This is a genomic window from Corallincola spongiicola, assembly GCF_004284785.1.
Taxonomy (GTDB): Bacteria; Pseudomonadota; Gammaproteobacteria; order Enterobacterales; family Neiellaceae; genus Corallincola; species Corallincola holothuriorum.
On record NZ_SHLY01000001.1, the window covers coordinates 901,725 to 924,326 of the forward strand.

Here is a 22,602-nt window from a genome sequence, read left to right on the forward strand (position 1 = left end):
TGTTTTAATAGAAATAGATTCATGCGAAAGCTCAAACCAAGCCACAGAAGCATTTAGCTTACTTGGCTGATAACACCCAGCGAGCAACCGCCTGTTCAACGGCAGGAAAAGCAAAGCGGACACTGGCAGCTTGTTGCCGCGTCAGCCATTGAAACGCAGAGATATCATCTTTAGCCACCAGATTGGGTTTGTCGGCCAAGGTGAGGGAGAAGATCGCATCGACGGTACAGTATTCAACCTCGGCATAGAGGTAGCGGTTGTGCATAGACCCCAAGTAGGTCAACGCATCGGGCTTTAACGCTAACCCTAGCTCCTCATGGAGCTCTCGGCACAAGCCCTGCTCTAATGACTCATCAGCATCAACAAAACCACCGGGAAGGTCGAGCATACCTAGCGAAGGTTGCTTCGCCCGTTCAGCAAATAGAAACTGATCGCCGCAACGTATCAAAACCCCTGCAGCAGCCGCCACATTATGAAAATAGAGAAAGCCACAATCACCGCATTGTAACGCCTTGCCCTCAGTCACACTGATACTTTGGCTGGCACACTGTGGGCAATAGCGCCACAGTGTGGAACTCACCTGCCCTTTGTCATTCAGACTGTCATTCGACACTACTCAGCCCCCAATCAGTCACTTCGTGAACAATCGGTTCATGTAGTTCATCGTCGCCGGGCAAATAACCGACATAAGTGTCCATGATCAATCCATAGCGACCATCAACATCAACAATCGCCAATGAGAAATCAGTGCTGGCATGCAGCGCTTCTCGCACTTCTTGTAACAGCGGCATGACCATAGAGACGGGGCAACGTAACAGTGGACTCTCCTGACATAACCACACCCAGCACTCACCCGCCTGAGGCCAATCGGTGGCCGCAAGCCAGCTTAAAAACTGTTCATCATTGTCAGTATTTCTATAACGAAAATGGGGACTATCATCAGATGTCTGTTCAGCATCGGGTTCAGGCCAAGGCCAGCTCGCCACTAAAGTCGCCATATCCTGCCCAGAAAGCTTTGGTGATGACATCAGATGCTGAACAATAGGAAAAGCCCTTAACGGCTTTAACCATGAAGGAAAATAATCGGGCACTTCCAATGCAGAGAGTTCTACAGCGTTAGTGACATGGTCCATTACGCGCCCTCCACATGATGATCAATAAAACTAGGGTCAGTTAATTTAGTAACAAACACAAGTATACCTTCCCCTAATCTTATCTATTCCGTGAGGAGTAACCGCATATCATGATTATACAGTTCGGTTTGGTAACCGCCATGACGACGAAAACCGAACTTCTCATAGAAGCGCACAGCACGCTCATTCGTGGCCTGTGTCCCGCCCATTAACACCAACGATTTGGCGCCCATACTGCGGGCATAACCAATCAGTGCAGGCATTGCCGCAGAGGCAACACCACTGTTCTGATATGCATCCGCCACTGAGGGTGCAAAACTGATGTCCTGACCAGCGGCCAAAACAATGCCTTGCTCTGCATAACGTTGCATCTCATGGGGAAAGGCTTGCCGCTCAAAAATGAAATAAGCCGCGATCTTGCCATCATCGGAGGTCATCACAAAGCGGTCAGCGCTGTCATCACCCTTCTGTACCAATTCGTCAGCAAATGCTTCCGTCAAGGGATGAGGGCCAAAGCGGCGGCGCGTATCCTCCCCCATTTGAGCAAAGTAGCGAGCCAGCGCCGCGCCATCATCACGATGCAACAAGCGGAGGGAAAATTGCTGATCGCCACAGGTGATAGAGATAGGATCCATCGCTTTCCTCTTTAACTCCAAGGCGTTAACGCCGCCTGATTATTGATGCCTGACTAATATGGACAAGGACGCGCTTCAAGTCGGTCATCACATAACATGACGTCAGAGAAATAATCCAACCACGCATTCTTTGATGATTGCTTAGGCATATCAGGCCAGCGACGAGAAAGTACGAAGAAAGAGTCATGACCGGAGATAGACAGATGATAGCTAAATAATGATCTTTCCGTTTCCAGCTCTACACACTGAGTCTGCCATAACATCTCCTGATAGCCGTTCCTGACCACCGTATCTAACAACTCAGACTCAAAGCTGGCACATTTGGCCGCATCCGCTTTGTCCTGGCGCATCCGATAAGCAGCGAGATCGCCTAACTCTTCACCAAAAAACTCGACGACTTCCAGCACATCCTTTTTACCGACCAAACCCCAGTTAATCCTCTTTGCATCAGGGTAGGTATAGATAAATCGCTCCCAGGTTCCACCAGGCAAAGGCATGGGTTGGATGAGCTGCTCTCCTTTAAATACCTGCTCTGGCACCTCATCATCTGTACTACTGCAAGCAACGACTGACACAAGTGTCAGCATAACCAGTAATTCTCGCTTCATTCCGTGCGACACCTTTTGCCTAAAATACAACTGCAAAGCAGTATATGGTTTCAAACCGACAGAATCTATTGATGCCCCCATATCAGCGCCACAATCTGTTTCGTATTACAGCTAAACTAGACGCCAATCGCTTGACTAAATCACAGCACCAGAGCGGTACAGCAAAGGCCATTCTGCCAATGTAGGCCCTCTCACCAAGCTTGAACTTACGCACCACAGTGCGAATAAATTTTGCCCGCCGAGAGAATCTTCACAATTCAAACGACCAAATTTTGACGCTGAGCAAGTCAAAAACTAGCCTAATGTTACCGCTCCCACGAGCGGAAGGTCTGTAAAAAATAAACATAAGAAACAGGATTAATGGAATGAACAACAAACTCCCATCAGCGGCAGCAGCCCTGATACTGGGCGCTGCCAGTATGGTAAGCAATGTCCAGGCGGCGCCAAGGACAGCTTTTGTACACTTATTTGAATGGAGCTGGAATGAAATCGGTATCGAGTGCGAACAGCACTTGGGCCCGAAAGGTTTCAGTGCGGTGCAGATATCACCGCCACAGGAACATGTCGGCGGATCACCATGGTGGACGCGCTATCAGCCGGTGAGCTACAACATCGAAAGCCGTAGCGGCAGCCGCTCCGAATTTATGAACATGGTGGCGCGCTGTAATAGTGTTGGGGTTGATATCTACGCCGACATGGTGATCAACCACATGGCAGCCCACGACCGCTACTTTCCCTCCGTCCCCTACTACAACGAGCATTTTCATAGCTGCACCACGCCTATCGATTACAGCAACCGTTGGCAGGTACAAAATTGCGATCTGGTCGGCCTGAACGATCTGGCAACAGAAAACGAGTATGTTCGCCAAAAGATCGCCGACTACTTTAACGACCTGATCTTTATGGGCGTCAAAGGGTTCCGAATTGATGCCGCCAAACATATACCGGTGCAAGATATCGAAGCGATCCTGAATAAAGTTCAAGGTAATCCATATATCTTCCAGGAAGTGATTGGCGCGGCCGATGAGCCGATCCAGCCCTCTGAATATACGCATCTGGGCGATGTCACTGAATTCAACTTTGAACGCACCATGGGCCACTATTTTAAAGGTCGAGGTCCCATCGCAGATCTGAAAAACATCGACACCCATTGGGGTGGCTGGCTGCCATCAGACAACGCGGTGATATTTACTGACAATCACGATGATCAGCGGCAAAAAACCAACGACACCCTGACTTACAAAGATGGTGACGCCTATCATCTGGGAAATGTTTTCATGCTGGCCTACCCCTATGGTTATCCCAAGGTGATGTCTAGCTACTACTTTGACGACCATGACCAAGGTCCACCATCCAGCGGTGCCTACAGTGGCAATGGCTGCTTTGACGGTGACTGGGTATGTGAACATCGTTGGCGCGGCATCGCCAATATGGTGAGCTTCAGAAACCATACCGCAGAACAGTTTGTGGCCTCGCGCTGGTGGGACAACGGCAATCATCAGATCGCCTTTAGCCGCGGCGGCTTAGGCTTTGTCGCGATTAACAGGGAAGGTAATCAAACCTTAGATCGAACCTTTGCGACCGACATGCCGCAAGGAGACTACTGTGACATCATCAATGGCGATTTCAACAGCAACAAATTCACCTGTACAGGTCCCATCATTACGGTTGATGGGGCGGGTAATGCACACTTCTCGGTGCCGGCTATGTCAGCATCGGCTATCCATGTCGGCGCAATGATCCAAGATCCCTGTGATGTCTATGGTCTCGATTGCAGCTGCGACGGCGGTGTCTGCCCACCAGAAGTGCCGGTGAACTTTAGTTGTGCTGACGCTGAAACCGACTGGGGCCAAAGCGTTTATGTCACCGGCAACACCCCTGCCCTTGGCAACAATGACCCAGCGCAGGCAATTAAACTGGATCCAACCGCCTACCCTACGTGGACAGGTACTATTGATGTACCCGCCAATATGGATATCAGCTGGGCCTGCCTGAAACGCGACGAGCAAGATCCCAATGCGCGGCAGGCATCCTCGCAATCTCAGCTCTTCCATAGCGGCAGTGCTGGCACCAGTACTGCCATTAGCTTTAAAGGCACACAAACAACCACGGTCGATATCAACTTTACCTGTCACAACGGGGATACCTACATGGGACAAAGTGTTTATGTGGTAGGCAACCATGACAAACTCGGCAACTGGGACCCCGCCCAAGCAGTGAAGTTAGATCCCACCAGCTACCCCAGTTGGAGTGGCAGCATTAATCTGCCCAATAACACTGACTTTGAATGGAAATGCTTAAAGCGGGAAGAGAACAATGCTATTGCAGGCCTTAGTTGGCAAAACGGCAGTAACAATGGCTTTAATTCCGGTCAAACTCAGAGCGCCGACGGCGCCTTCTGATCTTAACTAGCCACAGCACGATGATAAAATGAGCCCGCATCTGCGGGCTCATTTGAATAGCCCCATACTTACCCAACCGCCCTGAAACGATCACAAAATATTCCGCTGACCGTGCATCTGATTTTTTCCTGTGCAACAACCCGCCACACAAGCAACTGCAAATATCAGCAATTCAGATTAGATTTGTCTCCCAGACAGCAGTGTCGTTATAGTAGCGCAACCAGCGCAAGTCACGGACAGGCCAATAGTTACGCCAACGGAGCAACAGGCAACGTACTCACGCGTTTAGATTAAGGAAGATAGATCGTTTATGAGTTACCAATACCAGCAACGCCAGGTTACCCCTCGTACCGAGAAAATGTTTGTGGTCGGGCAAGGCCGTATCAGTGGCTACCTATCAATGTTTCTCGGCGGATTAAGCCTATTGGCGGTGCTTGCCTACCTATACCCTTCGTATCTCACCACGCCTGAATTACGCGCAGCCTACAATGCAGAATCGTTACAACACCTGCTGAAATACGCCATGTACTTCTCACTATTTTTTGGCGTAATGACCTTTGCCCTCAACAAACGTAAACGCATGGGGGCAACAGGGATCAGCCTAACCCTGATCAGCTTTGCTTTAGGTGGCTATATGATCCCGGTGGGCCCGGTTGATCCTGCGCCACTTTCTTTGGGTGTCGACTGGCTGATCTTGGCGTTTCTCGGCTCCACTATCGTGTTTACCACGCTAGAAAAACTGTTCCCCAAATACAAAGAGCAAGTGATCCTGCGGGAAGAGTGGGGATTGGATTTTTTCTATTTCTGTTTTAATCATCTACTGATTTCAGTGATCTTGCTGGTCGCGAACTTCTTTGTTAGCCACTTCAATTGGGCCGTCAGTACAGATCTACAAAGCTTTATCCAATCCATCCCCTTGTGGGGACAGGTGGTTCTGATCATTATTTGTGCTGATTTCGTCCTGTACTGGGAACACAGGATCTTCCATGAGCTCCCAAAACTGTGGCGAATTCACGCCGTACATCATTCAGTAGAGTGCATGGATTGGCTGGCAGGCTCTCGCGGCCACGTCGTGCAGGTGTTTATCGAACGCTCATTGGTGATGATCCCGCTGTATCTGTTAGCGCCAAGCAAAGAAGCACTGGATCTCTACGTCACCTTTGCCGCCCTGCAGGCGATCATCATCCATAGTAACCTCGGCATTCCATTTGGTCCTATCAAGTATTTGCTGGTCACACCGCAATACCACCATTGGCATCATAGTTCGGAAAAACCGGCGTTAGATACCAACTACAGCGCCCATACCCCGCTGTTTGACCGCCTATTTGGCACCTACCACATGCCAACCCAACATTGGCCTGCGCACTACGGCACCACATCACGGTTGCCGCGCACGTTCATTGGCCAGTTGCTCTATCCGTTTAAAGGGAAGTAAACCAGATGCTAGGAAAACTATTTGGCATTATCTGTTTAGGCTTGGGATTAATACTTGGCGGGTGGATTGGATACAATCTATTTATCGAAGTACAACCGGAAGCAGAAGGAAGAAATCCTTTGCTCCCGATAGTACTGACTATTGGCCTGCTCTACGTAGGCATTAGCCGACTTAAAGGGGACTCATAAGTCAGCTAGCCATATAAAACTCAGAAGCGTAAATCTCGGGAGATTACAGCCCCTTGTGATACTGCGTATTGGTCGACTCAATCACCATATCGTTGATGGTCGCTTGCGCAGTCTCATATACTGCGGATGAGCCTTGCTCATTGAGTAGGTGTTCAAACTGTTTAATCAGAGTGGCTTTGTCTGGCATCTCTTTGCCACCAGAGCCGATATTGGTCAGGTCGATCATGAAACCATCAAACAGATCTGACAGCTCGCTAATGATCGCCATATTCAAAAACTGATCGCTGTTGTAAATACTGGGGTAGCCCGCTTTTTGCTTATCAATAGCAAAGGACGCTCCCTTCACGTTGGTAATGCTGGTCGACTTATCACAAGACAACATACAACCATTATCTATACGTGGCTTCTCACACCCCACACTCTGCTGAAAGAAGCACTGCCTGCTGGTCATCAGCAAAATCGGATGGTAAATGCTGTAGAACAGTTTGAAGTTTTCAGGTCGCGCAATCGACTTCATTTGCTGCTGGCTTATCTCATTGGAAATAAACGCACCTGCACAATCAAAGTATTCTTTCATCGCCAGCAAGCTGTATGAATTGGTTGTATTTAAGAACGGACCGGCGATCCATTTAATGCCGAGCTCAAATGCCCGGTTGGCGATCCCGGTGTTGTTTGTCACGATCAGCGGCGGCTTCACCTGCTCCAGAATATTAAGTGCCACATCAAAATCTTTGCCAATCAATACGGCGGGAAACCACGGGATCAAATTGGGGTTTTCATTGAAGAAATCAACATACTTGGTGCAGCCCCGCTTATAGGCATCAGGCAACTTGAAGTAGATGTCGGCATCAGTGACATTCGACAGATCCAAGTCGGTATCGTCACAAATCAAAATGGATAGCTTGGCTGGGTTAGCTGCCAACTCACTGGCACCTGAGCCCGCGCTAACGTCTTCATTTTTACGATGACGTGCCAGCTTGGGCAGAGTCACTTCAGCATACACAGGGGTGTTATTCGTCAAAACCGCATGCAGCTCTCTTTTCAACCGTGATAACTCTTTAAAAGGAATGCTAACGCCCTCCTCTACCCCATCTGACTCTAGTGCTATCAAATCAAAGCTTGCGTTGTTAAAGCTATTAAATCGTTTTTCAATGGCGCTTTGATCAATGCAGTTCTCTTTCGCTGCCACCAACACGCCCTGAGATTGCAGCGTGACCGTTTTCTCCTCTTGCGAGAGGCTGCCGGGAACATACGCTTGGGTGACGCAAGTGATCGATAAAGGGCGACCGACGGTGCCGGAAAATTTGATACGCAGGGATATCTTCTCTATCGATAAATGCTTTATTTTCTCGGATACATCGACATTGATTTGCTCTTTCTCATCCCCCAACGTCTGCTCAACTTCTTGGATCTCAACAACAGAGATAGCATTGCTTTGCTCAATGGCGTAAGACTTAGAGTTGTCGCGCGGGTTCTCAATAAACATCGATTGGTTTAGATCACCACGCAAGAAGGCGTTGGAAAAATCACGGTTAAAGACTTTATACAGTCGCTCACCGTCCTCGAGCAATTCGCCCGTAGCAACAAAACCATCAATTTGTTTGCGGAAGCTATCGATCACCGTATGAACATAGCCAGCGCCTTTAATCCGTCCCTCCACTTTGAAAGAGTGCACCCCCGCATCGATAAGCTTAGGTAGGTCGAAGAAGGCTGAATTATCTTTAATATTTAGCGGAAAGTTATTACCCGATGGCGTCGTTTCATACTCTTCTCGACACGCTTGGCTGCAACGGCCACGGTTACCTGAATTCCCAGCGCTGGCGGATGTGGAATAACAGAGGCCAGAAAAGGCGATACACAATGACCCGTGAACAAACACCTCTGTCAGCACATCGTGTTCACGCCCAGCGCTCGCCATGGCAGTGATTTCACGTAGGTTTAATTCTCTCGACAGATTCACACGCGACACGCCGAACCGTTTAAGGAAAGGTATTTGACCAACATTGTGTGTAGTTAACTGGGTAGAGGCATGGATATCCAATGACGGAAAGTACTCATTAAGCACATAAAGCAAGCCTAAGTCTTGCACAATTACACCGTCGAGAGTGGTATTCGCCAACCGACTCAGTAACTTAACTAACGGCTTAAACTCGCGCTCCAATATAACGATATTAAGCGTCAAAAAGATTTTGCAGTCATAGTGATGCGCTAACCGAATGACACCGACCAACTCATCAAATGAAATGTTAGCGGCACGATTTCGTGCATTAAAGGTATCCAAACCACAATAAACGGCATCCGCACCCGCTATGATTGCGGCTTTAATGGCATCAATGTCGCCACCGGGCGCTAACAGTTCGATTTTAGGAGTCATGTGGCAAGGGGATCCAGCAAGTCAGTCGGCTTAGTATTAAGGGCGCAATATTACTCATGTATTTCTCTGATTAATACCTTAAAGTGGGTTGCTATGCGGGTCACTCCCAGATCAAAACAAATCGAAAACAATGAACGCAGACAACAGCCAAGCTAGCGCGCTACCCGTGCTTTATTCACTCAGAAACTGTCCCTACGCGATGCGTGCTCGTATGGCGATTTTTAAGGCCAAACAGCCCGTCGCCCTGCGAAATGTCGTGTTAAGCGATAAGCCCAAAGAGATGATCGAAGCATCACCTAAAGCCACCGTGCCAGTTGTAGTGCTTAGCGATGGCAGCGTCATCGACGAAAGCTTAGACGTGATGCTTTGGGCGCTACACCAATCAGACCCAAATAATCTCTTACAAAAAGAGATTCCGCATGCCCTAACTGAGATGCTAGGTCTAATTCATATATTCGACAGTGAGTTTAAAACCTGCTTAGAAAAATATAGATGCGCCAAGCGCTATCATGAAGACAACATGATTGAGTGCAGAATAGATTGTGAGAAATATATAAAACAGCTCGAAAACCGCTTAATCAACAACGCCTTTTTATTCAATAACCAAGAGGGTCTGGCCGACATCGCCCTGCTGCCCTTTATCCGCCAATTCGCCCAAGTAGAGCGTCAATGGTACCTACAGTCTGCCTACCCTAACCTAAGACGATGGCTGAACAGCTACTTGCAGAGCCCCTTTTTCACCAAAGTCATGGCAAAGCACCCACTGTGGCTGGATAACCGTGAGGAGATTGTTTTTGGAGGATAAAGGACACCTTAGAGAGGTATTAACAAAACACGGCTTCATCAACCTTCTCGCATCCTATAGGTGCCGCCCCTCATTCATTGAGCTTAAGTCACCGCTTATACTTGACTGCTGACCAACCGAGAACTGACTATGTACCAATTAAAACCTCCGCACGGTTTCTCTACTTAGCTAAACCATCATCTTATCGAGTCGCGGCATGGTAACTGTCATACGAATAAACAGAACAACGCTCTAAACGTATCACCCGCCAAAACAAGCGTTTACAAAATAACTTGGGCAACTAACATACAGCTTGGTTGGCACTTACTAAACAGTTAGTATTGAACGTCATAGTTTTAACTAAAACCTCAATGAGATTGGAGCACTTTCTCACTTGGTGCACGGATTACTCAAGAATAATCTAATATCCAAAGATGTATGTCTAAAGCTGATTTAGAATCACCTAAATATAGACATTTGAAATAATAGGATACTGAAACAATTAAATATAATCACAAGGAAGAGATTAATGATCGAAACCAATGTCGATTATAAAACCATGGCTGGTGATGCAAGACTTGTATTGATTGGAGAATCAATGCACAACGTTCCTGGCTATAAGCTCGAAGCAATAAAGGCCATTAAACAATTAAAACTTGCTGGTTTCACTCATTTTGCCATTGAGATGTTACCCAAAAATATGCAAGAAAAAATTGCCTTTTACCAAAGAACAGGTCAAAGCAGCCAGAGATGTAGGTCTAAAAATAGTTGCGCTAGATATGAGCGTTGAGCAAATGGCTGTCTTTGACAAAAGATGCAGCTATGACCAAGCCAAAGCTAAAATGTGTATAAATACACACACAAAACGAAATATTGACTGGTCAGAGAACATTACCAGTATTCTTAAAGAGTCAGCAACTCATCGCGTAGTGGCATTTATGCATCGTTTCCATGCTGTATCTTCTGCACAATTTCAGCCTGGAGTAGACAGCTTAATGCAGAAACAAAACATTAGAAAAATAAGATTCATAGATTTTACTGGCGGTTTTTTTTGTAGAAATGAAAATAACTGTATGGATTTTTCTGATGAAACAGAAGCCCTTAAAAATAAATATTTTTACCGTGTTCACCGAAAAATAAATATTGAACCCACAGTCAAATCTTTCCAAGTACACCTTCCAACCAAGCGTGTCAATGCCGACGGGAGTCTGCAATGATAACGAAGATAGGTGTCGTACTATTGTTAACAGGCACAAGTTTAAGTTCTGCTTACGCAAGCGGACTATGGCCGGATCATGATATCAACGATCCTAACCTCACCCTCAACACCGTCGCAAGTCAATGCCAAAAAAGCCTGATGTTTGCCCCTGATCAAGTAGAAGCTTGGTGCGAAAAAGCTTATGAAATGGGTAGCTGGGAATCATTGTCAGTTATAGGTTTACACACAGGCGATGGTTCGCGCTATGTCGCTGAAGCCAAAAAGCACGTAAAAGCCGGTGAAGCAAATGCCCTTATAGATTTAGCATGGATATATAGTCACACAGGCTTCGTTGAGCGGGATTATCCCTTGGCAATCAACCTATTAAACCGCTATTTGGGCCATGCCGACAGTAAAAACTTTAACCAAAATCAGCTAATATTTGCCCATCAGGAGTTGTATGAACTTTACAGTAGAATTAAAAACAAGGAAAAAGCGTCAGAGCATCTGCAGTTTCTAATAGACAACGTAACAGATGAAGATCATAAAACAGTCTTAATTCGAAAAATGGAAGAATTAAAACAATCCATATGATTTTTTATTAGCAATCAAAATAAAACAAGGGCTGAATCCTAAATATATTCAGCTCTAATAAGTAACACTTGAAGCCACACATCGCCATCAGGTCCGTAGCAAAAAACAGTCATTTTACCATCGTTATCAATGCGGCAACCTAGCCCAATAATTACCAAAGACCAATTGATTGACCCTTTGATCGTTTGGAGGGATAGTAACAGAATCAAAACGCAGCCTAAGCTGCGCTTTGACTCTAACCAACGCCTGCTATTTAGCGACGGGTTTGAATACGCGGATCCAATCCACCTTCATAGTATTTTTAGCCGGGTCGGCTAAATCAGAATCAGAAGGACTGTTGTCTTCAACCAACCAAGATTGCGATTCGATGTTGATAATGATGTCCATAGGTTTAGTAAATCCAAGCCCTCCCTGAAACCCAAGAGGATCAATCGCCGATACATTGTTTGTGTCACTCGCCGTCTGCAAAGCCGTCATGGAGAACGCTTGGTCACTGCCATGTAGCTTAACGGCCTGATAACCACCATTAAACGCAACGTTACCGTTGCCATCCAAATAAGGTTGGGTATAGCTCCAGGTGCCATCTTTCAGCTTAGTGGCAAATGCATTGTGGTAGACAACACGCACTAACTCACCGTCGATGTAGTATTCAAAGTGTTTGGGAGACACCCAGTTCACACCCACTTGCACATATTTACGATTGCCGTTATCCCAAGTGTAATCCCCCCAGCTAGTGACATCATTACGACCAAACCAACTGTTATGGTCACGAGGTTGATAATCAGTAAATGGACTGCGGATAAATGAGTGATGGCTTAAGTGAATAAACTGCTCGAAGTAGTTCACTCCGCCATAAGCCTCAATAATGTCGATTTCTTGCGTATCGTCGGGGCTCAACAACCAGACGTCTGACGCGAGCGATATATTGGCCAAACTGACGCTGGTTTCAACAAACACAGGATAGACAACACGGCTGTTCGACGTGATACAACCGGCGTTAACACCTGCTGCATTCATCTTGCTGAAGCTTGGGTTACGAGAAGCACGGATCTCGAGCTCTCGGCCATTGACCGAAACATGATCATACTGCCAATAAGTCGCGCCTGGACCACCCCACTGATTGTGATAGAAGTTATACCACTTATTTCCCGGACCAAAATTGGCGAGGGTATTTTTTGCTTCGAATACATAGTTGAAGTTATCCGATTGGGCTGTTTGCTCAACCCACTTTTGATTTTCAGCAATGCGAGCAGGCACAGGCAAGCTGGCTACAGCATAAGTATCTAAGTTGTGTGCGGCATAACCTGATTTTGCAATCTCATTCACATCAACTGGAGTGTCAGGATCAACGGGGTCCACAGGACCTGTCACCACATCACTTTTCCAGGTGAAGGTAAATGACTCAAGGTTCCACTGCCATGCATTGCTACCCAGCGCGTGAATTCGCACTTTTTGTTTACCTGCAGGTAGCTTAACCTTGGCGGCAGCGGTTAGCTCAGCGAAGTTATCCCAACCCGATTTGGGTACCGCCACTTGCGCATACGACACCCACCGACTATTTTCATTCACCAAGAGCTCAATGGCTGAATTTGCCGCAACATTGGTCGCCGCATTGAAAACCACTTCGTACATGCCGGCGCGGCTAACATCAACAACGTAATCAACAAAGTCCTGGCTATTAATGTAATTAATAGCCCCTTGCCCCGCAACGCTATAGGTACTCACTGGCGCCGCTTGTTTATCGTCAAACGTGCCGCCGTAATCAACAAAATTCTCCGCTTCCACCTTAATAAGGTCATTACCCGGCGCTTCAGGCTGAACACTTCCGCCCGCATTGCCTGTATCGTAGATAAACCGAAACTCCTGATTTGGATGCTCAGCTAAACACTCCCATTGGTGGAACTTAGTACCTCTGCTCATCAAAGCACCGTAAACATCCACACACTTGTTCGTCACTAGGTTTTTTAGCTTAAACCAGGCCTCGCTCGAATCTTCAAGCTGAAACTGCTGGGCTAACCTATTCGCGTCACAAGGCCATTGCTGGATCTCGGCACCATTGTGTGTATCAGCATTTTTCACTTCCAAACATTTACCGCTTTGTTTGATTTTAAGGCTGTAAAAGCCATTACCACGGTCAATAAACCCAATACGTTGATTGATGTTCTCTTTACTGCATGTCCATTGATGAAACGGAGCCTTATTTGCCGTATTCCCCCCGGCCAAATCAACACACATACCACTATGGCGTAACTCTAAATTGCGCCAGTTAGCATCGCTCACAGCCGCAGCCAAAACAGAAAAAGAGGCGGTCATGGAAATCGCCATAGCGACACCTAACGAGAGCTTCGTTCTTAACGTCATAAAAATAATCCATTTTTGTTAAATTGTTCACCACTAAAACAGGTGTAAAAACACCTATTGCAAGCACTGTAACGACTTCTACTACTGCCACTTCAACAACTGCAATCAATGCCGCCAAAGACGCCTAAGGCAATCAAGTATCTCATTGATAACTAAGTTAAATATTACTAACTTAATAATTCATCCATACAGCTGTAGCAGCCTATAACCAACAAATAGTTAACACAAGTTACGTGGCGCGAAAGCTTCAAATGTTTAATGTTGACGGTAATAGGAATTCTAAGGTGAGCGCTTCAACAACTTGTGCTTTTGAATGACTGTGATAGAGGTTTCCGCGTCTTAACCGAAGCGTTGCAGAATAGATTGTGAGAAATATATAGAACAACTTGAAAGCCGCTTAATCAACAACGCCTTTTTATTCAATAACCAAGAGGGTCTGGCCAACATCGCCCTGCTGCCTTTTATCCGTCAGTTTGCCCAAGTAGAGCGTCAGTGGTACTTACAGTCCGCCTACCCTAACCTAAGACGATGGCTGAACAGCTACTTGCAGAGCCCCTTTTTCACCAAAGTCATGGCAAAGCACCCACTGTGGCTGGATAACCGTAAGGAGATTGTTTTTGGGGGATAAAGTTCAGGGAACAGACAATACCTCAAACTGCCACATAACTCTGCCAGACAGGCATTTATAAAGCGCTCCACTAGCATAGTCATCAACGGCAAACGTAGCTTACAGCGTTTTGTGCTGACGTAAGTGGTAAATACAAAACGAACCTAGAAAGATGCCTAAGCCACTCAGTGGCTGTGCTACATGCCTAACTTAGGGCGTTATCTCCAAGCCACTTTGAGCCCACCTTGCTTGATACCTTGCACCATGACCACCGGTCTCTAAATAGATTAAGATGACAGCATGACAGGAGCCACATTTATATACGCTACTACAGTTATAGGGGTAATAAGATAGGCTAAGCGGCGCAGTCTCCGAAAAAGGGTTTGAACCTTGTTCTTTATATTCGTCGTACCCCCTACTATCTTCGGGTTCAACGTCACCAACCTTAGTGAGTTCGTTTTCTAGACCATCTGAGTTAGTCCAGTGCTTCTTGCTCTCTTTCCTACACACTGAACAACTTAAACCTTGGTCATGTTCTAACATTCTGCAGAGTTGATCTTTATTCATAATAAAACCATAACACTTTCATACACAGATGGTTGGTAGCGCACTGGAAAAACAGCTAAACAACATGCGATTGTTAAGAGACATCGGCACGTGCCGCCTCCTCCAATTTCTTTAAGGCAAAATCCCCCCTTTCAGATACAGAGTGCGAGCTATCTGAGGCAAAACGCTCAGCAAGCGCTCTGGCTTTTGAATCTAGATTGCCTAACTCCCGTATCAATATCTCTGCTGAAACGCGTCTAACGATAGATGAGCGATCTTCAGATGACAGTTCCAGTAAGTCTAATAGTGGAGTTTCAACTTCCAACGCTCATTCACCAACGATAGGTTTTAGTCTGCCTTCACAGTACCGTATATCCGTCCACTCCCACTTTCGACCTTCAAATAAGCTGCGGTATGCCTTAGCTCGCACCGAAGGCTGAATAGCGGACTTAGCTATTTTTTCAATTCTCCCATCAAGTATCGGTGTGCGCCCAAGCTGAGATAAAAGTGATGGCATAGGTCCAGAAGCAGATGAAACTAACTTAGACCGAAGGGACTCTGCTATTTCCTTTTTACAGATAATTTTCAAAAGCACCTCTTTATCTGCTTCTTCTATTCTGCCCCGTGAGTTCCAATTCGAAAGCGTGACGCATAAAGCCTCAACTACATATTTAGGATCAGCCGAACTTGCTATTTCAGGAAGTTTTTCCCTTGCGACTCTGCGGACTTGAGGCACCCAATCGTTGAGTCGACGAACCGCAAGAGAAAAAAAGAAAGTGTTCGGGGCAGTCCCAGACAAGGCTCGCAGCGCTTTCTCGCGTTTGTAACCATCCCAGCTAATAAGATCAATCCAAGTTACTAATTCCTTGGGTTTTGACCATACTTTCCACTTCGAGGGAGTAGACTCCCTAATAGCTGAATGAAATTCTGAACGAATAAAACGTTCCCAGTAATCAAAACTCGAAAGAGGCAACTGAGATGTCACTTCAATTAGTTCAGACATATCAGCTACGACTTTGCCACTCGGGTTTATAGAGCTAGCAAACGTTCTCACTGCTGAAATAATTTTGTCTTCTACTATTTGTGATTTTTTCACCTACTATTCTTACCCCTTAACAGCGTCGGCCAATCAACCACCTCACCAATATACGCTCCCGACTTTGTAACTATCAAGCAGTTAGAAGGAAGAGGAGACTGCCTGCATCCATCTGTGCCGGTGAAAACGAGAATGCGGCGTTATGAGGTTCGTTTATGCACGCAAGAAAGATGCAACGACGCTCACGCTATTGAAACCAGCTCCACCTTATTCCGTTCACGCTTCGCTTGATAGAGCGCTTGGTCGGCTTTTTCATACAGCAGTTCGAATGGATGACCTTTGCCGACGACCACACCAAAACTGGCGGTAACACGTAGGCCATTGGAAAACTGCGCTTGTTCACAGCTCGCTCGCAACGCTTCGGCGCGTTGCATTGCATTATGTTGATCACAAGGAAGCGCCAACAGAAACTCCTCACCGCCTAAACGAGCAACGATATCTTTGCCGCGACAATGGTCACGAAGGATCTGCGCAAACTGCTGTAACACCTGATCCCCTACTTGGTGCCCATGTTGGTCATTAACTTTCTTAAAAAAGTCGATATCAATAAGCACAACGCTTAGTTCTTTATCGGGGTGTTGGCTTAACCACGTTTGCGTGCGTTCCAAGCCCACTCGACGATTATTTAGTCCGGTCAGAGCGTCGGTGTTGGCAAGCAGGGCCAAACGCCGCTTCTCGTAAACCAGGCGAGCAAAGAAAGCGATCATGAATACAACAAGAATTACCGTCAGCAGATCAATGATGTTCTGCATACGCAAGCGTTCTGCTGCAACCGCCAATTTTGTTTGATACTCGTGGTTGCTATCAAGCAGACGGCGGTTACGACTGTTCAATTGCGTCACATCCAATTCAATCAATAGGCTTTCGATACCACTAGTACCGACTTTTCGTTGCGCCTGTTGTTCAAGCGCCTCATATTTTTGGGCGTAGTGCCAAGCCTGTTGAAAGCGCTCCTTGCCCGCGGCCAGCATTGCAGACAATTGCCACACTTCAATTCCGCTGTGGGTCTCCTGCTTTGATTGGGGAAGTTGGTTGTAGTGCTGGAAAGCACGATTTAGCGCGGCTTCTGCCGTCCACAGGTCGTTTTGCGCCAGCGCGATTTTGCTGCGCATCTTAAAGAAATCAAATTGATCAGTCAGAGAAATGCTAAGGGCTAATGCTTTCAGAGCATATTCGCGTGCTTGTAGCCACTCTCCTTGCGCCAAACGTATCCTGGCCAATGCGTACGCAGAATCGCGGTGCTGAGCGGCAAGATCCGATTCGCTGGCCAGCCGTTCCGCCAGCAATATATGCGCTTCTGCTTGTTGGTAATCTGACGTTAGAAAGTAGCTTTGACCAATCGCAATATGGCTATCAATATAGCGTCGAAACGGTCCGTGCAACTTGAAGTAATCAAGCGCTAGATTCAACTCTGATATTGAACGTTTTAAAATGAGCGTGGAACCATAAAACTTACCATAAGCAAGGGCGAGTTCCGCTTCCATCCGCGCAGAGCCTAAACCGGACTCAATGGCGGACGCACGCTGAAGCAGCTCAAAACCAAGCAAATTGAATCCATATTCATTCGTTAACTCGGCGGCAAACAACAGCGCTTCTATCGCAAGCTCTGGACGTTTGTGGCTTACCGCTAACTCTACGACCTGGTCAATTTGGCTCATGACCGAATCCAGTTCACGATCTGTCGCATTCAGGCGCAGTTGTAATAGCCATACATCCGCATATAGCGGCGAGCCGATCCGTAAAGAGAGTTCCCCTTGGGCCAAACCGATCACAGCCCGGATCTCTCGAACTTCAGTGGGGTTCAGGGCAAACATCAACTCTGCCTCAGTCAGATAGTACTCAGCCATCCAGATGGCGTAATCATCTTCTGGGCGCTCTACCCCCTGAAACCGCAATTTGGCATGACCAATATCGCCCTCTTTGATCAACTGTCTTATCGAGTTTATCTCAACCAAGGTCGCAGCATCATCTGCCGCAGCATCTACCGCAAAGGTCAACATGGATAGCAATAACAGAACGGCTGATAGCCAAGTGATTATCGGTTTTCTTCGGGTCAACAAATAGGGTCTCGATAAATAGAGTTGCGAATCAACAGTGAAATAGATAACTGCCGATGAATGCTGAAACTATAAGGGAAATCCCATCTGGCAACGAATGCGGCAATTCACACTATTAGAGATATCCCGGTGCGGCAGGACCGGTTCAATGACAAAGGTGTGATCTATCTAATGAAATTTTAGTCATCGTCAGGATGTTGATGCCGCAAATCGGTTCCGCCAAGTAAATAGCTTCGTCCTAATGCACACCAGAGCAAAGCCCCTAGACCAACAGTTTTCGTGCGAGCCTTGTGCTTGCCAAAAGGCACATCGATGGCATCACTAACGCAAGCGGACAGTGAAAATTTCGCCAAGTAATGGAACAAGCGCCCGAGAGAAACTGGAAGATATCTACAGGCATCAGGATGATGTGAAAGCTATACGTCGCCTAAATGAGGGTAAAAAAGGCCCTAAATATTACTTTAAAGGACTCATTTGACGCTTTTTTGATATTTTGGCTGCTGAAGGGCATCGCATTAAGGTTAAAAACCTTAGCCATTACAACGCAGGCAACACTAAAGATGTTATCGCAGGCCTTAAATAAGAGCCGCTCAAAATATAAGATACCTGCCAATGCAATAAAAAGCGCACTGGGGCAGGCCGGCGATCCAAATAATATTCTTGGCGCTACTTTGACCTTTTTGGGCGAAACAACGCCTTACTAATCTGGAGCAAACAGATGGCAAAAGCAGCGAAACCCAGTGTACTGAAATTGGCGCATTTAAAAGGTCGGGGAGATTGGCGACGTCCATTGCTGCACGGTGATACCTGGGTGGTTATCAAAGGCGCAGAAGTCTACGGTTACTCTATTTCAACCACGGAGTTGCTTTGGCACTATACTGCGGAAGAACGCCTGCGTTGGGGTTCTTGTCATGATGTGTTTAAGCACTGTGTGGTATTGACACTTTCTACTGACACTGTGTTGCTGGATATTCGCACCGGCACCGAAGCGGTTCGCTTCTCTGACACCTTTTCCATCACCAATGCCTTAGCAGTAGCAAGAAGCGAAGAATATATCGTTATTAAAAGAAAAAAGCCTGCTAACACCCTGTACTGCTATGACTACGATTCGCTGACGCTTAAATGGGAGGCCGTGCTGCCTGATGAGATGAAATGGAAACGCTTTAAACTCGTGGGCGAGCTGCTGATTGTGGTGACTGAGACAGAGTATCTTTGTTACCGGCTATCTGATGGCGAGATTTTATGGCGCAATTCTGAGCTTATCGAGGAATTTCCGAAAAACTCTTATTTCTATGAATACTCCTACCAAGACCTGCTGCTCATCGACAGCGCAAAGAAGACGGTTGGTTTTGATATCGCCAATAATCAAATACGTTGGCGAAGCAGTACTGATGGGCTAGAAGAGCGAAATTTGTGTTTACTTTGTGGTGCGTCGAAGCTGTATTTTTCTGAGTTGCTTGAAAAGACCGGTCATAGCTATGGTCTTATTTACGAACTTGACCCTGTCAGCGGTGAAAAGCAAGGGGCATTTGAAATAGAAAGGCCTTTTGCACTTTCAGAAAATCAATATTACAGCTACCAGGGGCGACTGTATTTGTTCGACGGCTGTTGTATTAGCATTTACGACACCGAACAGCACAAAATATTGTATCGCCAGATAGTACGTGACGGCATTAACTTTGATTTTATCGATTTCTTTGAAGATCGTTTTGTGGTGTTAGATATTGAGGGGCGGCGTTTGGGGTGGTATCAATTACCAGACTTTACGCTCAGCACTCCCGCCGCGAAGACGGCGCTGGCATTACGCCGCCGACTTACCGACAGACAATGGCAATTATTGCGCGAGCTGCCGTTTTTAGTTGCGCTGTGGGTAAACCGTGCCCGGGATCCTTATTTAGAGGGATTTCCATCGATGGCTCGTATACACAAAGAAAACATGATGACGGCGTGGTTAAAAACGCTTAAGCCCGCCATGCGGGAAGCGAAAAAACTGGGTAGCCTGCTACTCAAAGAGACGTTAGACGATCTATTGCCAGAACTCCCCGCGCTGCAAAACAAATATGTCTGGCGTCGACCCGATGACAGCGCACAGATCTCCGAGACGTTGACATATCTGGCATTGCTTGATGATGAGACGATGGCGAATGGCTACCGCGAGGCGCTGTTGGCCTTTGCCGCGCAAGTACCGCCATTGATCGATGATCGTATTCCAGCGCCGACAGCGCAATTTAATGAACCGGCTTTATCAGAGCTAAAACAAATCATCAGTGGAACTGTTGCAGGCTGAACTATTCGCGCGCCTGTCATTTAAAAAAAAGGAAGTTAATCATGGGGCTGGCTTTTAGTAATTATTGTGAAACGTGTAATGCCGAAGGGCCAGAAGTAGGTGACGCAGGCTTGGTGGGGGACAACGTAAATATAGCGCCAAATCGTATTGAGCATGATGATGGTGTTTTTTGCAGCTTTGGTTGGATTTACGATGCATTGCAGGCGATCAGTCTTGTACCTAAAGACATTGCAGATCTCAAAGCGTTTTTAGAACAACACCACGGGCACGATCTGGTCACCCATTGCGATCATGATGAGCAAGAACCCAATATTGACTGGGATAACCTACGTAAATACAAACGTCAGTTCAGTAAAGATAAAGATGTTGTCGGTTGTTATAGCATTCGTAATGTTGAAACCGATGAGGTGTTTGAGTCCCAAACAGACGCTTTTCGTCGATTTGATAAGCGTATTTTAACGGCTAACGAGATAGCCAAATTTCTCCAGGACTTAGCCGATGACAGCGAGGTTTTGGACGGCTTCTACCGATGCTCCCCGACGATAGATCCCTACGAAGATTTAGAGCAAATCGCTGAGTTTATAAGGGATAACAGCGATGATCCTTTAGAAGTTTTTATTGATGAATCTTAACCCGAACATTTACTGCGCCTCGTTATGGTGTGGTGTTTTGTTCGTTTGATGTGGTATTTGATCTTTTTTACTGAACCCCTAGTAACTGGAACAAACAGATGGCAAAAGCAATGAAACCCAGCGTACTGAAATTGGCGCATTTAAAAGGTCGGGGAGATTACCGACGTCCGCTTCAGTACGGTGATATCTGGGTCGTCTCCAAAGGCAGAGAAATCTACGCTTACTCTATCTCAACCACCGAGTTGCTATGGCACTACACGACCGAGGAATCAATGTGGTGGGGCTGTCTTGATGTGTATAGGCACTGTACGTCAATCCTCTTTGAAAAAGAGGCCATACTTCTAGATATTCGCACCGGCGAAGAAACTTTTCGATCATCTAATGATTTGTCCATCTCAAATATCGTCGCCCTCAAAAGAAATGAAGAGTATCTCGTACTCGAAAGAAAAAAACCTGCTAACACCCTGTACTGCTATGACAACGATTCGCTGACGCTTAAATGGGAAGCCGTGTTGCCTGATGAGATGCAATCGAAACGCTTTAAACTGGTGGGCGAGCGGCTGATTGTGGTGACCGAGACCGAGTATCTTTGTTACCGGCTATCTGATGGCGAGATTTTATGGCGCAATTCTGAGCTTATCGAGGAATTTCCGAAAAACTCTTATTTCTATGAATACTCCTACCAAGACCTGCTGCTCATCGACAGCGCAAAGAAGACGGTTGGTTTTGATATCGCCAATAATCAAATACGTTGGCGAAGCAGTACTGATGGGCTAGAAGAGCGAAATTTGTGTTTACTTTGTGGTGCGTCGAAGCTGTATTTTTCTGAGTTGCTTGAAAAGACCGGTCATAGCTATGGTCTTATTTACGAACTTGACCCTGTCAGCGGTGAAAAGCAAGGGGCATTTGAAATAGAAAGGCCTTTTGCACTTTCAGATAATCACTATTACAGCTACCAAGGGCGACTGTATTTGTTCGACGGCTGTTGTATTAGCATTTACGACACCGAACAGCACAAAATTTTGTATCGTCAGATAGTACGTGACGGTATTAACTTTGACTTTATCGATTTCTTCGAAGATCGCTTTATGGTGTTAGATGGTCAAGGGCGGCGTTTGGGATGGTACCAATTACCAGACTTTACGCTCAGCACTCCTGCCGCGAAGAAGGCGCTGGCATTACGCCGCCGATTTAGCGACAGGCAATGGCAATTATTGCGCGAGCTGCCGTTTTTAGTCGCGCTGTGGGTAAACCGTGCCCGGGATCCTTACTTAGAGGGATCTCCATCGATGGCTCGTATACACAAAGAAAACATGATGACGGCGTGGTTAAAAACGCTTAAGCCCGCCATGCGGGAAGCGAAAAAACAGGGCAGCCTGCTACTCAAAGAGACGTTAGACGATCTGTTGCCAGAACTCCCTGCGCTGCAAAACAAATATGTCTGGCGTCGACCCGATGACAGCGCACAGATCTCCGAGACGTTGACATATCTGGCATTGCTTGATGATGAGACGATGGCGAATGGCTACCGCGAGGCGCTGTTGGCCTTTGCCGCGCAAGTACCGCCATTGATCGATGATCGTATTCCAGCGCCGACAGCGCAATTTAATGAACCGGCTTTATCAGAGCTAAAACAAATCATCAGTGGAACTGTTGCAGGCTAAC

21 protein-coding genes are annotated in these 22,602 nt (G+C 46.7%); 12 read left to right on the top strand and 9 right to left on the bottom strand.

Going from position 1 to position 22,602, the window contains the following annotated elements; all coding sequences use genetic code 11:
* Window positions 1-58: 58 nt before the first annotated feature.
* From EXY25_RS04010 to EXY25_RS04025, 4 genes are all read right to left on the bottom strand, one after another.
* Complete coding sequence (locus tag EXY25_RS04010; protein ID WP_130565795.1) at window positions 59-613, bottom strand: NUDIX domain-containing protein; 555 nt, start codon at window positions 611-613, stop codon at window positions 59-61.
* The gene (locus tag EXY25_RS04015; protein WP_114336318.1) at window positions 603-1,133 is read right to left on the bottom strand and encodes a hypothetical protein; all 531 of its coding nucleotides are present in this window, start codon (window positions 1,131-1,133) and stop codon (window positions 603-605) included. The genes EXY25_RS04010 and EXY25_RS04015 overlap by 11 nt, the downstream gene beginning before the upstream one ends.
* A gap of 83 nt (window positions 1,134-1,216) precedes the next feature.
* Window positions 1,217-1,768 (bottom strand): GNAT family N-acetyltransferase, encoded by a 552-nt coding sequence (locus tag EXY25_RS04020; protein WP_130565796.1) that lies wholly within the window; start codon window positions 1,766-1,768, stop codon window positions 1,217-1,219.
* Window positions 1,769-1,821: 53 nt separating this feature from the next.
* Entirely contained in the window at window positions 1,822-2,376 is a 555-nt protein-coding gene (locus tag EXY25_RS04025) for a hypothetical protein (protein WP_114336316.1), read from the bottom strand.
* Window positions 2,377-2,741: 365 nt separating this feature from the next.
* On the opposite strand from EXY25_RS04025, the gene EXY25_RS04030 reads away from it, so the two are divergent.
* The 3 genes from EXY25_RS04030 (at window position 2,742) to EXY25_RS04040 (ending at window position 6,401) form a co-directional block, all read left to right on the top strand.
* Window positions 2,742-4,778, top strand: a complete 2,037-nt coding sequence (locus EXY25_RS04030; RefSeq protein ID WP_207232100.1) for a carbohydrate-binding module family 20 domain-containing protein — start codon at window positions 2,742-2,744, stop codon at window positions 4,776-4,778.
* Window positions 4,779-5,088: 310 nt separating this feature from the next.
* The gene (locus EXY25_RS04035; RefSeq protein ID WP_130565797.1) at window positions 5,089-6,213 is read left to right on the top strand and encodes a sterol desaturase family protein; all 1,125 of its coding nucleotides are present in this window, start codon (window positions 5,089-5,091) and stop codon (window positions 6,211-6,213) included.
* A 5-nt stretch (window positions 6,214-6,218) separates the two neighbouring features.
* Window positions 6,219-6,401 carry a hypothetical protein gene (locus tag EXY25_RS04040; protein ID WP_114336314.1) on the top strand — a complete coding sequence of 61 codons (183 nt, stop codon included), beginning with the start codon at window positions 6,219-6,221 and terminating at the stop codon, window positions 6,399-6,401.
* 43 nt (window positions 6,402-6,444) lie between these two features.
* On the opposite strand, the gene EXY25_RS04045 is transcribed toward EXY25_RS04040, so the two are convergent.
* Entirely contained in the window at window positions 6,445-8,775 is a 2,331-nt protein-coding gene (locus tag EXY25_RS04045) for a peptidase U32 family protein (RefSeq protein ID WP_130565798.1), read from the bottom strand.
* Window positions 8,776-8,905: 130 nt separating this feature from the next.
* On the opposite strand from EXY25_RS04045, the gene EXY25_RS04050 reads away from it, so the two are divergent.
* From EXY25_RS04050 to EXY25_RS04060, 4 genes are all read left to right on the top strand, one after another.
* Window positions 8,906-9,580, top strand: coding sequence for a glutathione S-transferase (locus EXY25_RS04050; RefSeq protein ID WP_130565799.1), 675 nt, complete (start codon window positions 8,906-8,908; stop codon window positions 9,578-9,580).
* Between the two features lie 508 nt (window positions 9,581-10,088).
* Window positions 10,089-10,349 carry a hypothetical protein gene (locus tag EXY25_RS18855; protein WP_246019491.1) on the top strand — a complete coding sequence of 87 codons (261 nt, stop codon included), beginning with the start codon at window positions 10,089-10,091 and terminating at the stop codon, window positions 10,347-10,349.
* The gene (locus EXY25_RS18860) at window positions 10,339-10,776 is read left to right on the top strand and encodes a hypothetical protein (RefSeq protein ID WP_246019492.1); all 438 of its coding nucleotides are present in this window, start codon (window positions 10,339-10,341) and stop codon (window positions 10,774-10,776) included. Before EXY25_RS18855 ends, EXY25_RS18860 begins: the two co-directional genes overlap by 11 nt.
* Window positions 10,773-11,351 (top strand): SEL1-like repeat protein, encoded by a 579-nt coding sequence (locus EXY25_RS04060; protein WP_130565800.1) that lies wholly within the window; start codon window positions 10,773-10,775, stop codon window positions 11,349-11,351. Before EXY25_RS18860 ends, EXY25_RS04060 begins: the two co-directional genes overlap by 4 nt.
* 249 nt (window positions 11,352-11,600) lie before the next feature.
* On the opposite strand, the gene EXY25_RS04065 is transcribed toward EXY25_RS04060, so the two are convergent.
* Window positions 11,601-13,712: an RICIN domain-containing protein gene (locus tag EXY25_RS04065; RefSeq protein WP_130565801.1), complete on the bottom strand. Its 2,112-nt coding sequence runs from the start codon at window positions 13,710-13,712 to the stop codon at window positions 11,601-11,603.
* A 358-nt stretch (window positions 13,713-14,070) separates the two neighbouring features.
* Between EXY25_RS04065 and EXY25_RS04070 the strand changes: the two genes are divergently transcribed.
* On the top strand, window positions 14,071-14,340 hold the full coding sequence (locus tag EXY25_RS04070) for a glutathione S-transferase C-terminal domain-containing protein (protein ID WP_130566048.1): 270 nt from the start codon (window positions 14,071-14,073) through the stop codon (window positions 14,338-14,340).
* A gap of 619 nt (window positions 14,341-14,959) precedes the next feature.
* Here EXY25_RS04070 and EXY25_RS18865 read toward each other — a convergent pair.
* The 3 genes from EXY25_RS18865 to EXY25_RS04080 form a co-directional block, all read right to left on the bottom strand.
* Window positions 14,960-15,190 (bottom strand): hypothetical protein, encoded by a 231-nt coding sequence (locus EXY25_RS18865; protein ID WP_246019493.1) that lies wholly within the window; start codon window positions 15,188-15,190, stop codon window positions 14,960-14,962.
* Window positions 15,191-15,193: 3 nt separating this feature from the next.
* Window positions 15,194-15,961: a hypothetical protein gene (locus tag EXY25_RS04075; protein WP_246019494.1), complete on the bottom strand. Its 768-nt coding sequence runs from the start codon at window positions 15,959-15,961 to the stop codon at window positions 15,194-15,196.
* A 182-nt stretch (window positions 15,962-16,143) separates the two neighbouring features.
* Entirely contained in the window at window positions 16,144-18,018 is a 1,875-nt protein-coding gene (locus tag EXY25_RS04080; protein ID WP_130565802.1) for a GGDEF domain-containing protein, read from the bottom strand.
* A gap of 431 nt (window positions 18,019-18,449) precedes the next feature.
* Here EXY25_RS04080 and EXY25_RS04085 point away from each other — a divergent pair, with 431 nt between their 5' ends.
* The 4 genes from EXY25_RS04085 to EXY25_RS04100 all read left to right on the top strand — a co-directional run bounded on the left by EXY25_RS04085 (window position 18,450) and on the right by EXY25_RS04100 (window position 22,601).
* A complete protein-coding gene (locus tag EXY25_RS04085; protein WP_130565803.1) occupies window positions 18,450-18,722 on the top strand; it encodes a hypothetical protein in 273 nt (90 codons plus the stop codon).
* Window positions 18,723-18,736: 14 nt separating this feature from the next.
* Window positions 18,737-20,305, top strand: a complete 1,569-nt coding sequence (locus tag EXY25_RS04090; RefSeq protein WP_130565804.1) for a PQQ-binding-like beta-propeller repeat protein — start codon at window positions 18,737-18,739, stop codon at window positions 20,303-20,305.
* A gap of 41 nt (window positions 20,306-20,346) precedes the next feature.
* Complete coding sequence (locus tag EXY25_RS04095) at window positions 20,347-20,937, top strand: hypothetical protein (RefSeq protein ID WP_130565805.1); 591 nt, start codon at window positions 20,347-20,349, stop codon at window positions 20,935-20,937.
* 98 nt (window positions 20,938-21,035) lie between these two features.
* On the top strand, window positions 21,036-22,601 hold the full coding sequence (locus EXY25_RS04100; protein WP_130565806.1) for an outer membrane protein assembly factor BamB family protein: 1,566 nt from the start codon (window positions 21,036-21,038) through the stop codon (window positions 22,599-22,601).
* The last annotated feature ends 1 nt before the right edge of the window (window position 22,602 follow it).

Coding starts and splice junctions, on each gene's coding strand:
- EXY25_RS04025 (WP_114336316.1), bottom strand. CDS start 2,376: ATGAAGCGAGAATTACTGGTTATGCTGACACTTGTGTCAGTCGTTGCT.
- EXY25_RS04060 (WP_130565800.1), top strand. CDS start 10,773: ATGATAACGAAGATAGGTGTCGTACTATTGTTAACAGGCACAAGTTTA.
- EXY25_RS04020 (WP_130565796.1), bottom strand. CDS start 1,768: ATGGATCCTATCTCTATCACCTGTGGCGATCAGCAATTTTCCCTCCGC.
- EXY25_RS04065 (WP_130565801.1), bottom strand. CDS start 13,712: ATGACGTTAAGAACGAAGCTCTCGTTAGGTGTCGCTATGGCGATTTCC.
- EXY25_RS18860 (WP_246019492.1), top strand. CDS start 10,339: ATGAGCGTTGAGCAAATGGCTGTCTTTGACAAAAGATGCAGCTATGAC.
- EXY25_RS04090 (WP_130565804.1), top strand. CDS start 18,737: ATGGCAAAAGCAGCGAAACCCAGTGTACTGAAATTGGCGCATTTAAAA.
- EXY25_RS04045 (WP_130565798.1), bottom strand. CDS start 8,775: ATGACTCCTAAAATCGAACTGTTAGCGCCCGGTGGCGACATTGATGCC.
- EXY25_RS04095 (WP_130565805.1), top strand. CDS start 20,347: ATGGGGCTGGCTTTTAGTAATTATTGTGAAACGTGTAATGCCGAAGGG.
- EXY25_RS04035 (WP_130565797.1), top strand. CDS start 5,089: ATGAGTTACCAATACCAGCAACGCCAGGTTACCCCTCGTACCGAGAAA.
- EXY25_RS04030 (WP_207232100.1), top strand. CDS start 2,742: ATGAACAACAAACTCCCATCAGCGGCAGCAGCCCTGATACTGGGCGCT.
- EXY25_RS18855 (WP_246019491.1), top strand. CDS start 10,089: ATGATCGAAACCAATGTCGATTATAAAACCATGGCTGGTGATGCAAGA.
- EXY25_RS04015 (WP_114336318.1), bottom strand. CDS start 1,133: ATGGACCATGTCACTAACGCTGTAGAACTCTCTGCATTGGAAGTGCCC.
- EXY25_RS04085 (WP_130565803.1), top strand. CDS start 18,450: ATGAGGGTAAAAAAGGCCCTAAATATTACTTTAAAGGACTCATTTGAC.
- EXY25_RS04050 (WP_130565799.1), top strand. CDS start 8,906: ATGAACGCAGACAACAGCCAAGCTAGCGCGCTACCCGTGCTTTATTCA.
- EXY25_RS04040 (WP_114336314.1), top strand. CDS start 6,219: ATGCTAGGAAAACTATTTGGCATTATCTGTTTAGGCTTGGGATTAATA.
- EXY25_RS04100 (WP_130565806.1), top strand. CDS start 21,036: ATGGCAAAAGCAATGAAACCCAGCGTACTGAAATTGGCGCATTTAAAA.